Genomic DNA, 13,275 nt, shown 5'->3' on the forward strand with positions numbered 1-13,275 from the left:
CGTCACTTGCGGCCGGGGGTCCAGTTCATGCCCCAGCCGTAGGCCCGGTCGACGGTGCGCTGCGGGCTGACCCCGCGCTCGGGGACGAGGTAGCGGGCCTCGCGCCGGACGACCAGTTCGCCGCCGCCGGTGTTGGTGATGAGCGCCAAGGCGCAGACGGTGGAGGGGACGGTGCACTCGTCGAGGGAGAAGTCGACCGGCGCGCCGTGCTGCGGCTGCAGCGTGACGGTGGCGTGGAGGTCGGCGAAACTGCGCGCGCCCTCGTAGACCGTGACGAAGATCAGGATGCGCCGGAACCGGTCCTTGTGGTCGAGGCTGACGGTCAGATTCTCGCCGGACGCCGTGGCTCCGGTCCGGTCGTCGCCGTCGAGGTGGACGAACGGCGGGTGGTGCAGCGATCCGAAGGAGTTCCCCAGGGCCTGGACGACGCCCTTGCTGCCGTCGGTGAGCTCGTACAGCGCGCACAGGTCGAGGTCGAGGTCGGCGTGCAGGGCCATGGCCCTGCCGAGCTTGTTCCCCCAGCCCTTGAACTGCTTGCGCACCTCCCAGTTGAGGTTCACCCGCAGCGCGCCCGAGGTGCCGCCCTGCTTGGTCAGCGACACGGCCGGGGCGTCCTTGGTCAGCGTGACCTTGCTGAGGCGCACCGGCGCGGCGGGCGGGGCGGCGGCAGGGGCGGGCACCCCAGCGGCGGGCGCGGGCTGTACCGGAGGGAGGGGCGCGGCGGCGGGCGCCGGAGCAGGCGCGGGCGCGGCGGCGGGCGCGGGCGCTGAGGCGGCGGACGGCGCGGCGGGCGCCGGCGCCGCGCGCCGGGGCGCGGGGTCGTCCACCGAGATCCCGAAGTCCGTGGCCAGCCCGGCCAGTCCGGAGCCGTAGCCCTGCCCCACGGCACGGAACTTCCAGGCCCCCTGCCGGCGGTACAGCTCACCGAGGACGAAGGCCGTCTCCACCGTGGCGTCGGCGCTGTCGAACCGTGCCAGCTCGGTGCCGTTCGCCGCGTCGAGCACCCGGATGTGCAGCCCCGGCACCCGGCCGAAGCCGCCGCCGTCCGCGGAGGCGGCCAGGACGACGGTCTCGACGGCGGGTTCGACCGCGCCGAGGTCGACGGAGAGCGTGTCGGTCACCGCCTCCCCGGAGGTGCGCTTGCCCTCGTGCCGCACCGCGCCGGAGGTGTGCGCCGGCTGGTTGTAGAAGACGAAGTCGGCGTCGGAGCGGACCTTGCCCGAGCCCTGGAGCAGCAGCGCCGAGGCGTCCGCGTCGGGCACGCCCGGCCCGGCGCGCCAGCCCAGTTCGACCCGCACCGCCGCGGCCGGAACCGGAACGTTCGCACCCTTGCGCATCGTCATGCTCTCCCCCTCGCCGCCGTGCCGGACGTCCGGCCTCCGTGATGTCCGGGAACAACCTATGCCCGCCGGTTCGTGTGCGGTACGGCGCCGGGCGGCAGCAAGCCCTTTCCATACCTCCTCCAACCCGCGGTAACCCGTCGGGCGCAAGGCCTTTACAGGATCTCAACGCGACAAGAAGCCCGTTTTCCGCGAGTTCATCCCCATTGATGATCCATCCGCGCTCCGAACTCGTGAAACAACCCTCTGATCGGTCTCCCCAATCAGCACATCGTGGGCTTAACTTATGGAGCATGACCTCCCCCCGCTCCACCTATGGCGGCGGTTACTACTCCGCGCCTTCCTTCCCGGACACTCCGATCTACGACAGCCTCGTCGCAGAGCGGGGAACCCCGCAGATCGCCCCGATCCGGGTGCCTTCCGCCTACGACAGCGGAAGCTCGTTGCCCGCCCTCCCGTCGGCGCTGCCCGCGCTGCCCTCCGGCCCCTCGCAGCAGGCGCCGTCCTACGGCTATCCGGCCGCCGCTCCGCAGCCCCAGCCGCTGCAGAGCGCCCCGGCGCCGTACATTCCGCAGCAGGCGGGGGCGCCGCGCGGGTATCCGGGGCCGCAGCAGTACCAGACCCCGGCGGGCGGGAACGGCTACGACCAGATGCGTCCCGCCGCGCCGCGCCCGGCGGCTCCCCGGCCCGCTCCCTCGCCGTACGAGGACCAGTACGGCCGCCCGTATCAGGGGCGCGGTTACTGACCTGCCCCGAACGGCCCCACCGATCGGTCATTTGTCCGATCCTGCTGGCAGACTGGACTCATGCCGAATCCAGTACTCCGAGCGGTCCACGTCTACCCGGTCAAGTCGGTGGCGGGCTGCAACCCCGACGAGGCGGCCGTGGAGCCGTGGGGGCTCGCCGGGGACCGCAGGTGGATGCTGGTCGACACCGCCGACCGCTTCATCACGCAACGGGCCTACCCGCGCCTGGCCTTGGTGGCCGCCGAGCCACTGCCGGGCGGGGGCGTCCGGCTCACCGCTCCGGGCATGGAGCCGCTGACGGTGGAGGTGCCGGAGCCCGTCGCGCCGACCGCTGTGGAGGTCTGGCGCGACACGGTGAAGGCGGTGCCCGCCGCCGCGGCCGCGGGTGAGTGGTTCAGCAGCCACCTGGGCACCGACGCTCGCCTGGTGCATCTGGACGACCCGGCCCGCCGGCGCCCGGTGGACCCCGAGTACGGGCGGCCCGGTGAGACCGTGAGCTTCGCCGACGGGTTCCCGCTGCTGCTGACCACCACGGCATCGCTGGACGCGCTCAACTCCCTCATCGCACAGGGCGACCACCCCGACGAGGGCCCACTGCCGATGAACCGCTTCCGGCCCAGCGTCGTGGTGGACGGCACCGCTCCCTGGGCGGAGGACGGCTGGTCCCGGGTGCGGGTCGGCGAGGTGACGTTCCGCGTCGCCAAGCCCTGTGGCCGCTGTGTGATGACCACGACCGACCAGCGGACCGGCGACCGCGGCAAGGAACCCCTGCGCACGCTCGCCCGCCACCGGCGCATCGGCGACCAGCTGATCTTCGGCCAGAACCTGGTCCCGGAGCACACGGGGACGATCCGGATCGGTGATCCGGTGGAGGTGACCGGGTAACAGGGCGGGTGATGGCGTTCTCCGTTGGACTTCCCGTACACCTGCCGTGGGGTGTGCGGGCCTGACAGACACGGAAGGGGGTGCATGACCGTGCGCGTGATATCCGGCCTCTGGCGCTGGCGGCGGAACCCGCTGCGCCGGAGGACCGACACCGCCGAGACCTGGGCCGCGCTGCTGGCGGCCGTGCTGATCGTCCTCGGGGCCCCCGCGGCCGGGGTGGCCGTGGGCACCGGTGTGCACGACAGACTGGCGCAGTGGGTGCAGGACCAGCGCCAGGCGCGTCATCTGGTGACGGCGACCGTGGTGCGCCGGGTTCCGCACCCGCCGATCGACCCCGACCCGGAGACCTCCTCGGCCCGCGACGCGCACCACCGGGTGGTGGCCACCTGGCGCGCCCCCGACGGCAGGGTCCGGACCGGCCCGTCGATCTCCCCCCGGTCGGTCACGCCCGGCGACCGGTTCCGGCTGTGGACGGACGCCCGCGGACGCATCGTCCCCCGGCCGATGGACCTGTCCACGGCCACCTCGCACGCGGTGCTCGCCGGAGCCGGCGCCGCGGCCGCCACGGCGGCTCTGGTGGAGGCCGCGCGACGGCTCGTCGTATGGCGTCTCATGCATCGGCGGTACACCCGGTGGGACCAGGCGTGGGAACGAGCCGGTCAGGACTGGGGCAGGACCGGCACAGGCCGCTGAGCGGTCAACTGCCCCGTCCCGCACACGCTACGGTGGAGCGCCGATACAGCCGTACGCGATGAAGCACACGCACGAGGTGGGGGCACGTCAGCAGCATGGCACCACAGGGCACGGTCCAGGTGACGCACACCGGCACTTCGCGGTGGCGGCGCCGCACAGGCGAGTACGCCTCCCTCGGCGCGGCCCTGGACGCCGCCGGTGACGGCGATGTGCTGACCGTCGCCGCGGGCACGTACCGGGAGAACCTGGTCGTGACGCGGGCCGTCACCCTGCGCGGCCCCGAGGGCTCCCGCGGCGCTGTCCGGATCGCGCCGCCGGACGGTGTCGCCCTCACCGTACGCGCCTCCGCGATCCTCCAGGACCTGCACATCGAGGGCCAGGACTCCGCCGCGCCCGCGCTGCTGATCGAGGACGGCACCCCCGAGCTGACCGCGCTGCGGGTGGTCACCCGCTCGGCCGTGGGCATCGAGGTGCGCGGCGGCTCCCGCCCGGTGGTGCGCGGCTGCACGATCGACAACCCCGGCGGCATCGGCATCGGCGCCGTCGAGGGCTCGGGCGGGGTCTTCGAGGACTGCGAGGTGGTCTGCGCCGGCCAGGCCGGAGTGGCCGTGCGGGGCGGCGCGCACCCCCGGCTGGAGCGCTGCCGGATCCACCACTGCTCCGGTGCGGGCCTCTCGCTGACCGGGGAGAACAGCTCGCTGGAGGCCATCGGCTGCGAGGTGTACGAGATCAAGGGCACCGGGGTGCACATCACCTCGCGCGCCACCGGCCACCTCACCGACTGCACCGTGCACCGCACGTCGACGGACGGGATCACCCTCGACACCGACGCCGTCCTCACGCTGTCCGACTGCACCCTCCACGACATCCCGGAGAACGCCGTCGACCTGCGCTCCCGTTCGGTGCTCACGCTCACCCGCAGCACGGTGCGGCGGTTCGGGCGCAACGGGCTGTCGGTCTGGGATCCGGGGACCCGGGTCGACGCCCACCAGTGCGAGATCCACGACAGCACCGGCGACTACCCGGCGGTGTGGGTGAGCGACGGCGCGGTCGCGGTGCTGGACTCCTGCCGGGTGCACGACGTGCCGGACGCGCTGTTCGTACTCGACCGGGGCTCCCGGGCCGATGTGGTCGACAGCGACATCGCGCAGGTCCGCAACACCGCGGTGTCGGTGAGCGACGGGGCCACCGCCCAGCTCGACGACTGCCGGATCCGGGAGGCCGCGACCGGCGCCTGGTTCCGCGACCACGGCAGCGGCGGCACCCTGGCCAACTGCACCGTCGACGCCGTGGCCACCGGTGTCATCGTCACCAAAGGCGCGGACCCGACCGTGGAGCGGTGCACCGTCACCTCCCCGACGGAGGCCGGGTTCTACGTGTCCGCCGAGGGCCGGGGCACGTTCACCGGCTGCCGGGTGACGGGCAGCAGCGGCTACGGGTTCCACATCATCGACGGCTGCCGCACCACCCTCACCCGCTGCCGCACCGAGCGCTGTGCGCGCGGCGGCTACGAGTTCTCCGACCAGAGCGCCGCCTCGGGCGACGGCCGCACCGGAGGGCCCGTCTGCGAGGACTGCACCAGCGACGAGAGCACCGAGCGCCGCACTCCGGCGGCGGCCGGCGCTCTCACCGCACCGGCGGTGCAGACCGCGACCGCCACCACCGGCCTGCTCGGCACGGTGCCCGCGCAGCCGGCCCCGGCCGCCGCTCCCGCCGAGCCGGCCCCCGAGCCGGCCCGGCCGTCCACCGCGGTGCTCGGCGAACTCGACGCGCTGGTGGGCCTGGACAGCGTCAAGCGCGAGGTGCGGGCGCTCACCGACATGATCGAGGTCGGCCGACGGCGGCAGCAGGCCGGTCTGAAGGCCGCGTCCGTGCGCCGGCACCTGGTCTTCACCGGCTCCCCGGGCACCGGCAAGACCACGGTCGCCCGGCTGTACGGGGAGATCCTCGCCTCGCTCGGGGTGCTGGAGCGCGGCCACCTGGTCGAGGTGTCGCGGGTCGACCTGGTGGGCGAGCACATCGGCTCCACCGCCATCCGCACCCAGGAGGCGTTCGACCGGGCGCGCGGCGGGGTGCTGTTCATCGACGAGGCCTACGCGCTCTCGCCCGAGGACTCGGGGCGGGACTTCGGCCGCGAGGCGATCGACACGCTGGTGAAGCTGATGGAGGACCACCGGGAGGCGGTGGTGGTGATCGTCGCCGGCTACACCGCGGAGATGGAGCGCTTCCTGTCCGTCAACCCCGGTGTGGCCTCGCGCTTCTCCCGCACCATCACCTTCGGCGACTACGCCCCGGAGGAGCTGCTGCACATCGTGGAGCAGCAGGCCGAGGAGCACGAGTACCGCATCGGGGAGGGCGCCGCGGAGGCGCTGCTCAAGTACTTCACCCTGATCCCCAAGGGGCCGGCGTTCGGCAACGGCCGCACGGCGCGGCAGACGTTCGAGGCGATGGTGGAGCGGCACGCGAGCCGGGTCGCCCAGCTCGCGGACCCCAGCACGGACGAACTCACCCTGCTCTACCGGGAGGACCTGCCCGAGCTGTCGCCCTGAGGTGTCCTTGCACGATGCCCGCCCCGGGTCGCACGCTCATCGCGTAAGGCCCCCCCTTAAGCCTTGGGCGGGCAGGCCGGCTCCGCGCCGGGCCCGGGGCGTTGCTCCGGGACGCCCGGGAGGCGGGCCAGCAGCCCGCCGCGTTCGACGGCGAAGGCCGGGTCGGCCTGGTAGTCGGAGTGGCCCAGGATCGGTGCGGGCAGCGGGTGTTCGGCGGTGCGGCCGTAGACGAGGGGGTCGCGCAGCGGCCCGCGGTCGACCTCCGGGTCCGTGCCGCCGAGCGGCAGGACCGGGCCCCCGATGGGGTCGGTGCGGCGCCACAGATTGCGCCAGCAGTGCACTTCGCGGTGGAGGGCGCGCAGCGGCCCGGGGCCGAAGTAGGCGGGGAACCAGCGTCCGTAGAGCCGTTCCAGCGGGGAGCCGTACGTCAGCAGGGCCACCCGGCGCCGGGTGCGCGGGTCGAGCTGCCAGACGGCCGCGGCGGCCAGCACGCTGCCCTGCGAGTGCCCGGAGATCACCAGGCGGCCGCCCGTCCGCTCGGTCCAGGTGGACATGCGCCAGGTGAGGTCGGGCACGGCCCGCTCGGCATAGCACGGGGGCGCGAAGGGGTGGGCGGCACGGGGCCAGAAGGTGCCGACGTCCCAGAGGATCCCGATGGTGCGGCGGGCGGAGGCGTCCCGGTAGGCCTGCCGGCCGGCGGCGATGAACAGGATGAACAGCCCGCCGATCAGCCAGGATCCGAGCGCCTGGGCCGCCTGCGCGCCGGCGGCCAGCGGCCCGGGGGCGTTCTCGGCGGCCTCCCCGGGCACCTCGCCGGTCACCCAGGCGCCCAGGACCGCGGCACCGCCGAACAGCAGGGTCACCACGGCGATGGTGCCGACGAACCACGGGGCGCAGTCGGTGAGCCGGGCACGGGCGACGGTCCCGGCGATCCGGCGGGTGCGGGAGGTGTCCGGCGGTTCACCGGGGTACGCCTCGGGCATGAGCCGGATCTCCCGGCGCCGGGTGCGCCACGTCCGGTTGCCGAAGTGGGCCGCGATCACCAGCAGGACGACGAGCAGCAGCGGAATGACCGCGGCCTGCCAGGAGAGCAGCACGGGCGGGCCGTCGATCGGGCCGCCGTCCATGCCGGGAGTGCCCGGGCCGTCCAGCCAGTCGGCGACCCGCTGGGCGACGCCGCCGGACATGACGCCGCCGAGGGCGCAGGCCAGCGTGGCGACCGCGGCCCCGCCGAGGCCGCCGAGGACCGTGCGGTGCTCGGGACGGCTGCGGGCCAGCCACCAGGCGGTGGCTCCGATGGCGAGGACGAGGGCGCCCTGGCCGAGGGCGATCACCCCGAAGGTCTCGTCGCCGGGCAGCAGCCCCCGGGAGGTCCAGTCGGGCCGCGACCAGGCGGCGTGCAGTGCCGCGGCGGCGAGGACGGCGAGGGCGGTCCCGGGCAGGGCGCGGACGACGGCCCGGTCCAGCCGGTCGTCGGGCTCGCGCTCGCTGCGGCCCCGGCCGGCCACGACCCAGACCACGAAGACGCCGCCCGCGACGAGGGTGCCGTAGAGCAGCCAGCCGAGGGCGTCCAGCCAGCCGCTGCCGCCGGGTCTGCGGTCGTGGCGGGTGGCTGCGGCGGTGAGAGCGGCGGCCACGGTCAGGAATCCGGCCGCGGTGTGGGCGGCGCGCAGCCGGGCGACCAGCCGGCGGCCGTACCAGAAGCCGGGCAGCCGCAGGGCGGGGCGCGCCGCCGCCTCGGGACCGTCCTCGTCGGTGGGGCGGCGCAGCGGGGGCTGCGACTCGTAGGCGCTCCAGGTGCGGTGGGAGAGCCACCAGAGCAGTCCGGTCAGCAGGGCGGGGACCAGCGCGGCGAGGGCCAGGCGCCGCCCCGGCTGGGCCCACCAGCCGCCGTGCTCCGGGGAGAGGAATCCCAGCCAGGACTTGTCGCGGGCGCAGGCCGGGGAGCCGGCGCACTGCCAGGCGGTGAGGTCGAGGGCCACCTCGCAGGCGGCGGCGACCAGCAGCACGGTCAGGCTGAGGGCGAGCAGTCGGACGAGCACGCCGTAGGCGCGTAAGGCGCGGGGGCGGCCGGTGGCGGCGGGCCGCATCCAGTGCGCCAGGTTGGCCACCATGAAGGGCAGCAGGACGAGCCACAGGGCGCGGGCGCCGTTGCCGGAGGTCAGGTTGCACCAGCAGTACGCCTCGGGGACGGGCCGGTCGCGGTAGTCCTGGGGGCGGCGCTCGGCGTCCGCGTCGTCGCACCGCCGGTGGATGCCGGCGGTGTCGTCCCCAGTGACGCGGACGGTCCGGGGGTCGTCGAGCATCGCCTGCGGTGTGGTGCCTCCGACGCCGTGCACCAGGAGTTCGAGGGCCAGTTCTCCCCCGGTGTCCGGTGCCGTTGCCGGGGCGCTCGTGGGCACGCCGGATTCCTTCTCCATGGCCGACGCCATCGCCACTCCCCGAGTCGTCGAGTGCGTTACAGGATCCTGCGGAGGCGGGGCGGGCGCACCCCTGCGAACGTCAGGAGAGGCCGGATCGTGATGCGACGGACCGGCGCACGGGAGCACGGGTGGGCACAAGGGCGCTCGCCTGCACGGTTGTCGCAGGCCCATGGGAGGATGATGGCGAGCGGGCCGGAACGATCAACGGTCGGAAGGGACGGGCCGGGGTGAGCGACAACCAGAATCTCCTCGCGGAACAGCGGCGGGCCCTGATCCTCGACGAGGTGCGGCGGCGGGGCGGGGTCCGGGTCAACGAGCTGACCCGGAAGCTCAATGTCTCGGACATGACGGTCCGTCGGGACCTGGACACCCTCGCCCGGCAGGGTGCGTTGGAGAAGGTGCACGGCGGCGCGGTGCCGGTCGCCGAGGCGAGCACCCACGAGCCGGGTTTCGAGGCGAAGTCGGGCCTGGAGCAGAGCGCCAAGGAGGACATCGCGCGGGCCGCGGCGCCGCTGGTGGCCCCGGGCAGCGCCATCGCCCTGTCCGGGGGGACGACCACGTTCGCGCTGGCCCACCATCTGCTGGACGTACCGGATCTGACGGTGGTGACCAACTCCGTGCGGGTGGCGGACGTCTTCCACACCGCGCAGCGCGCGGCCTCGCACGGCGGGGCGGCGCAGCGGCCGGGTCCGGCGACGGTGGTGCTGACGGGCGGGGTCCGCACCCCGTCGGACTCGCTGGTGGGGCCGGTCGCCGACCAGGCCATCCGCTCGCTCCACTTCGATGTGCTGTTCCTCGGGGTGCACGGGATATCGGTGGAGGCCGGGCTGTCGACGCCGAATCTCGCCGAGGCGGAGACGAACCGCCGGTTCGTCCGTTCGGCGCGCCGGGTCGTGGTGGTGGCCGATCACACCAAGTGGGGGACGGTGGGGCTGAGTTCGTTCGCCTCGCTGGACGACGTCGACGCGATGGTGACGGACGCGGGGCTGCCGGCCGCGGCCCGGGCGGAGATCTCCGAGCATCTGCCGCAGCTGGTGGTCGCGGGCGAGTCCGGGACCGAAGACATCTGACGGTCCGGCCGCTATGGTGTCCGCCCCCGTCCGAACGGCAGACACCGCTGGAGGTGCAGGCCCCATGGCCCGCCGACTCCGTCCCGTGGACCTCGACTTCGTGCGCACCGCCCCGGTGCGGCTGGTCTTCCGCACCGGCGCGGCCGCGCCGCCCGAGGCGGTGCACCGGGCGCTCGCGGAGGACGTCACCGGCTGGCCGCGGTGGTTCCGTGCCGTGGCCGCGGTCCGGCCGACGGACGGCGGCCGGGGCCGGGAGGTCCGGCTGCGGGGCGGTGTCCGCTTCGCCGAGACGGTCATGGCCGCGGAGGCCCCGGACCGCTATGCGTACCGGGTCGACGCGACCAACGCCCCCGCCCTGGGCGCCCTGCTGGAGGAGTGGCGGCTGACCGCGGACGGGGCGGGCACGCGGGTGCAGTGGACGTTCGCCGCCGACGGCCCCGCTCCGCTCCGGTTCGCCCTGCGGCTGCTCCGGCCCGGGCTGGGCCACGCCTTCCGCACCGCTGTGCGCACCCTCGACCGGCGGCTCATGGCGGGCAGCGCGGCGTAGGCCGCCTGCGGACGGGGCGGCGGCGGGCCCGGCCCGGGCCCGCCCGCGTCGGACGCGCCCCGGCCGCTCAGGGCCAGACGCCGGTGGCGAGGAAGGAGTCGATCGCCGCGCTGTACGGGGTGATGTCCAGGCCCTCGGACGACAGCCAGGCGTCGGAGTAGTACTTGTCGAGGTAGCGGTCGCCCGGGTCGCAGATCAGGGTGACCACACTGCCGGTGCGCCCCTCGGCCACCATCTCCGAGACGATCTTCAACGCGCTCCACAGGCCGGTGCCGGTGGAACCGCCCGCGCGCCGGCCGATGGCCCGTTCCAGGGCCCGCACCGCGGCGACGGAGGCCGCGTCCGGCACCTTCATCATCCGGTCGATCGCGCCGGGCACGAAGCTCGGTTCCATCCGCGGACGGCCGATGCCCTCGATCCGTGAGCCGGAGTCGCTGGACACCCCCGGGTCCCCGGTCGTCCACCCCTCGAAGAAGCAGGAGTTCTCCGGGTCCGGCACGCAGACGAGGGTGTCGTACTGCATGTAGCGCACATAGCGGGCGATGGTCGCCGAGGTGCCGCCGGTGCCGGCGGTCGCGACGATCCAGGCCGGTTCGGGGTACCGCTCGCGGCGCATCTGCTGGTAGATCGACTCGGCGATGTTGTTGTTGCCGCGCCAGTCGGTGGCCCGCTCGGCGTAGGTGAACTGGTCCATGTAGTGACCGCCGGTCTCCGCCGCCAGGCGGGCCGAGACCTCGTAGACCGTCCCGGGCTCGTCCACCAGATGGCACCGGCCGCCGTGGAACTCGATGAGCCGGGTCTTCTCCCGGCTGGTGGTGCGCGGCATCACCGCGATGAACGGCACCCCGATCAGCTTCGCGAAGTACGCCTCGGAGACCGCCGTGGAACCGCTGGACGCCTCGATCACCGGCCGGCCGGGGCGGATCCAGCCGTTGCAGAGGCCGTAGAGGAAGAGCGAGCGCGCCAGACGGTGCTTCAGACTGCCGGTGGGGTGGGTGGATTCGTCCTTCAGGTACAGGTCGATGCCCCACTGCTCCGGCAGCGGGAACTGCAGCAGATGGGTGTCGGCGGACCGGTTGGCGTCCGCCTGCACACGGCGGACGGCCTCCTTCAGCCAGGCCCGGTACTCCGGGTCGCTGCGGTCGATGTCGACAGTCGCGACCGGCTTTCCGGTCCGCCCCTGGTCCGTGGTGCCCACCGGCGCGCTCCTCATGATCTTCCCTGGTCGGCAGCGGTGCGGCCAGGTCCTGCGCATCATAGAGGGGGGACACTGGCGCACCGGCCCCGGCGCGGGCAGACTGCGCAGGAGAGGGGACAATGGGGGCGCGGACGGCGCATTCTTCGCCAAGGGGACGGTGCGGCATGGCAGAGCAGGAGTTCACCGCGACGGGGGTCCGGATCGGGCGCTGGCTGCGTCAGCTCACCAGCGCGGGCCAGGTACTCATCCGCGACGGCAGGCTGACCCTGCTGACCAGCTACGGCAGTGAGATCGACAGCGCACCGGTGCATCTGGTGCGGGCGGGCAAGCCGTGGTTCGCCACCCGCGACCGCGCGCTGGCCACCGTCAACGGCACCCGGTATCTGCTGACGCTCAGCGAGCAGGACCCCGCACCGGGCGAGGCGGGGCCGCCGTCGGCGCACCGGTTCCTCGACGCGGTGCGGACGGCGGGCGGGCACGCGGCGCGGAGTTGAACCGTTGCGCGAGTTGCGCGGGGGCCCTGCCGGGTTCACTCTGGTGGGACGTGACTGAGGGTTCACCGGCGGTGACGCACCGGCCGACCGGGCACAGCATCAGCCAGCACTGAATGCGTTCTTCGTCTTCCGAACCTCATCAGGGAGTCGTCCGTGATCAGTAAGCCCAGCAGGCACTGCGCGGTGGAGCTCCAGGCCCTGCCGTCGCGGATCGGCCAGGTCCGCAGAATCCTGTCGGCGCAGTTGCGCTACTGGCATCTCGATCCCCTGATCGACGCGGCGGCCCTCGGGGTCACCGAGCTGCTCACCAATGTCCACCGGCACGCCGAGCCGGACAAGCAGTGCAGCATCGAGATCGCGTTCTTCCTGGACCGGCTCACCGTCTCGGTGCGGGACAACGACCCGCGGGTGCCGAGCCTGCGGGGCGCCGACCTCGCCGCCACCTGCGGGCGGGGCCTGGCGCTGGTCGCCTCGGTCAGCGAGAGCTGGGGGGTGCGGCCGCACGACGACGGGGGCAAGGTGGTCTGGTTCTCGCTGCCGGCGCCCGTTCCCGCGGTGCCGGCGGCCCCGGCCCGCCCCGTGGCCCCGTACTCCCTGAACGCCCCCGCCCCGGCCGCCCGGGGTGCCGTGGACCCCGTGACGGTGGCGGCCGTGTGCCTGGAGGGGACCCGGGCCCGGCCGACCGTCGTGGGCTGACCGGGCGGGGGTCCCAGACGCGGCGGGCGGCACCCGCCGCGTCGCGGTGACGACGGCCCGCCGCAGGGCTCGTCGGACGGGCACGGACCGCGCAGGACGGGCCGCGCTTCCCGGCGCGCGGGGCGCCGGCCCGTGAGGATCAGGCCGTCCGCCCCGGCACCGCTCGTGCGTACCGGGGCGGCCACGTGACCACTGGGGCCCGCGCGCCGTGACGGGTCACGGTGTCCGCGGTCCCGTCCACACCACGGCAGGGCACCGACGGCACAGCGGCCGGGGCGGTCATCCCGTTGCGTCCCTGCGACGGCCGAACTCCTCGTCCAGGACGGAGAGTCGGCGCCAGTACTCGTCCTCGTCGATCTCCCCCGCCGCGAACCGCCGTCCGAGCAGGTGCAGCGGCGAGTTCTCGTCGTGGGCAGGCCGCGGCTGCCACGGCCCGTATCCGCGGCCGAGGCGGCGGCCGCGCAGGACGGTGCGGCGCAGCAGGACGACGGCTCCGGCCACGACGGCCGCCCAGACCAGCGGGAAGAACAGGATCCACGGGCCGGGGCCGGGACCGTCGTAGGCGATATCGGCAAGTGTGTTCATGGTGGCTCAGCTCCTCCGTGCGGTTCTCTCGATACGTCGAGACTCACCG

12 protein-coding genes are annotated in these 13,275 nt (G+C 74.2%); 8 read left to right on the plus strand and 4 right to left on the minus strand.

All coding sequences use genetic code 11. The features are described from left to right. Window positions 1-2: 2 nt before the first annotated feature. Window positions 3-1,337 carry a TerD family protein gene (locus tag ABT112_RS08525; RefSeq protein ID WP_502975285.1) on the minus strand — a complete coding sequence of 445 codons (1,335 nt, stop codon included), beginning with the start codon at window positions 1,335-1,337 and terminating at the stop codon, window positions 3-5. Between the two features lie 296 nt (window positions 1,338-1,633). Between ABT112_RS08525 and ABT112_RS08530 the strand changes: the two genes are divergently transcribed. The 4 genes from ABT112_RS08530 to ABT112_RS08545 all read left to right on the plus strand — a co-directional run bounded on the left by ABT112_RS08530 (window position 1,634) and on the right by ABT112_RS08545 (window position 6,213). Beyond that, the gene (locus tag ABT112_RS08530; protein ID WP_351506998.1) at window positions 1,634-2,086 is read left to right on the plus strand and encodes a DUF6643 family protein; all 453 of its coding nucleotides are present in this window, start codon (window positions 1,634-1,636) and stop codon (window positions 2,084-2,086) included. 60 nt (window positions 2,087-2,146) lie between these two features. Next, entirely contained in the window at window positions 2,147-2,971 is an 825-nt protein-coding gene (locus ABT112_RS08535) for an MOSC domain-containing protein (RefSeq protein ID WP_351507000.1), read from the plus strand. Window positions 2,972-3,061: 90 nt separating this feature from the next. After that, on the plus strand, window positions 3,062-3,664 hold the full coding sequence (locus ABT112_RS08540; RefSeq protein WP_502975286.1) for an Rv1733c family protein: 603 nt from the start codon (window positions 3,062-3,064) through the stop codon (window positions 3,662-3,664). Window positions 3,665-3,759: 95 nt separating this feature from the next. Further along, window positions 3,760-6,213, plus strand: a complete 2,454-nt coding sequence (locus tag ABT112_RS08545) for a right-handed parallel beta-helix repeat-containing protein (RefSeq protein ID WP_351507004.1) — start codon at window positions 3,760-3,762, stop codon at window positions 6,211-6,213. A 56-nt stretch (window positions 6,214-6,269) separates the two neighbouring features. Here ABT112_RS08545 and ABT112_RS08550 read toward each other — a convergent pair whose 3' ends face one another. Next, window positions 6,270-8,645: a hypothetical protein gene (locus ABT112_RS08550; protein ID WP_502975283.1), complete on the minus strand. Its 2,376-nt coding sequence runs from the start codon at window positions 8,643-8,645 to the stop codon at window positions 6,270-6,272. Between the two features lie 218 nt (window positions 8,646-8,863). Here ABT112_RS08550 and ABT112_RS08555 point away from each other — a divergent pair, with 218 nt between their 5' ends. Beyond that, window positions 8,864-9,706 carry a DeoR/GlpR family DNA-binding transcription regulator gene (locus tag ABT112_RS08555; RefSeq protein WP_351507006.1) on the plus strand — a complete coding sequence of 281 codons (843 nt, stop codon included), beginning with the start codon at window positions 8,864-8,866 and terminating at the stop codon, window positions 9,704-9,706. A 64-nt stretch (window positions 9,707-9,770) separates the two neighbouring features. Next, entirely contained in the window at window positions 9,771-10,253 is a 483-nt protein-coding gene (locus tag ABT112_RS08560) for an SRPBCC family protein (protein ID WP_351507008.1), read from the plus strand. A gap of 67 nt (window positions 10,254-10,320) precedes the next feature. Here the strand turns inward: ABT112_RS08560 and cds1 are convergent, their stop codons facing one another. Then, complete coding sequence (cds1, locus tag ABT112_RS08565; protein WP_502975284.1) at window positions 10,321-11,466, minus strand: L-cysteine desulfhydrase Cds1; 1,146 nt, start codon at window positions 11,464-11,466, stop codon at window positions 10,321-10,323. Window positions 11,467-11,615: 149 nt separating this feature from the next. Between cds1 and ABT112_RS08570 the strand changes: the two genes are divergently transcribed. Then, window positions 11,616-11,945, plus strand: a complete 330-nt coding sequence (locus tag ABT112_RS08570) for a hypothetical protein (protein ID WP_351507012.1) — start codon at window positions 11,616-11,618, stop codon at window positions 11,943-11,945. 153 nt (window positions 11,946-12,098) lie between these two features. Further along, window positions 12,099-12,641 carry an ATP-binding protein gene (locus tag ABT112_RS08575; RefSeq protein WP_351507014.1) on the plus strand — a complete coding sequence of 181 codons (543 nt, stop codon included), beginning with the start codon at window positions 12,099-12,101 and terminating at the stop codon, window positions 12,639-12,641. 279 nt (window positions 12,642-12,920) lie between these two features. Here ABT112_RS08575 and ABT112_RS08580 read toward each other — a convergent pair whose 3' ends face one another. After that, on the minus strand, window positions 12,921-13,226 hold the full coding sequence (locus tag ABT112_RS08580; RefSeq protein WP_351507016.1) for an SHOCT domain-containing protein: 306 nt from the start codon (window positions 13,224-13,226) through the stop codon (window positions 12,921-12,923). Between the last annotated feature and the right edge of the window lie 49 nt (window positions 13,227-13,275).

It is taken from the genome of Streptomyces sp. NPDC002055 (assembly GCF_040296705.1).
Classification (GTDB): domain Bacteria; phylum Actinomycetota; class Actinomycetes; order Streptomycetales; family Streptomycetaceae; genus Streptomyces.

Excerpts from the sequence above, each read along its gene's own strand:
- cds1 (WP_502975284.1), bottom strand. The coding sequence starts at position 11,466 with ATGAGGAGCGCGCCGGTGGGCACCACGGACCAGGGGCGGACCGGAAAG.
- ABT112_RS08580 (WP_351507016.1), bottom strand. The coding sequence starts at position 13,226 with ATGAACACACTTGCCGATATCGCCTACGACGGTCCCGGCCCCGGCCCG.
- ABT112_RS08545 (WP_351507004.1), top strand. The coding sequence starts at position 3,760 with ATGGCACCACAGGGCACGGTCCAGGTGACGCACACCGGCACTTCGCGG.
- ABT112_RS08535 (WP_351507000.1), top strand. The coding sequence starts at position 2,147 with ATGCCGAATCCAGTACTCCGAGCGGTCCACGTCTACCCGGTCAAGTCG.
- ABT112_RS08530 (WP_351506998.1), top strand. The coding sequence starts at position 1,634 with ATGACCTCCCCCCGCTCCACCTATGGCGGCGGTTACTACTCCGCGCCT.
- ABT112_RS08570 (WP_351507012.1), top strand. The coding sequence starts at position 11,616 with ATGGCAGAGCAGGAGTTCACCGCGACGGGGGTCCGGATCGGGCGCTGG.
- ABT112_RS08560 (WP_351507008.1), top strand. The coding sequence starts at position 9,771 with ATGGCCCGCCGACTCCGTCCCGTGGACCTCGACTTCGTGCGCACCGCC.
- ABT112_RS08525 (WP_502975285.1), bottom strand. The coding sequence starts at position 1,337 with ATGCGCAAGGGTGCGAACGTTCCGGTTCCGGCCGCGGCGGTGCGGGTC.
- ABT112_RS08550 (WP_502975283.1), bottom strand. The coding sequence starts at position 8,645 with ATGGCGTCGGCCATGGAGAAGGAATCCGGCGTGCCCACGAGCGCCCCG.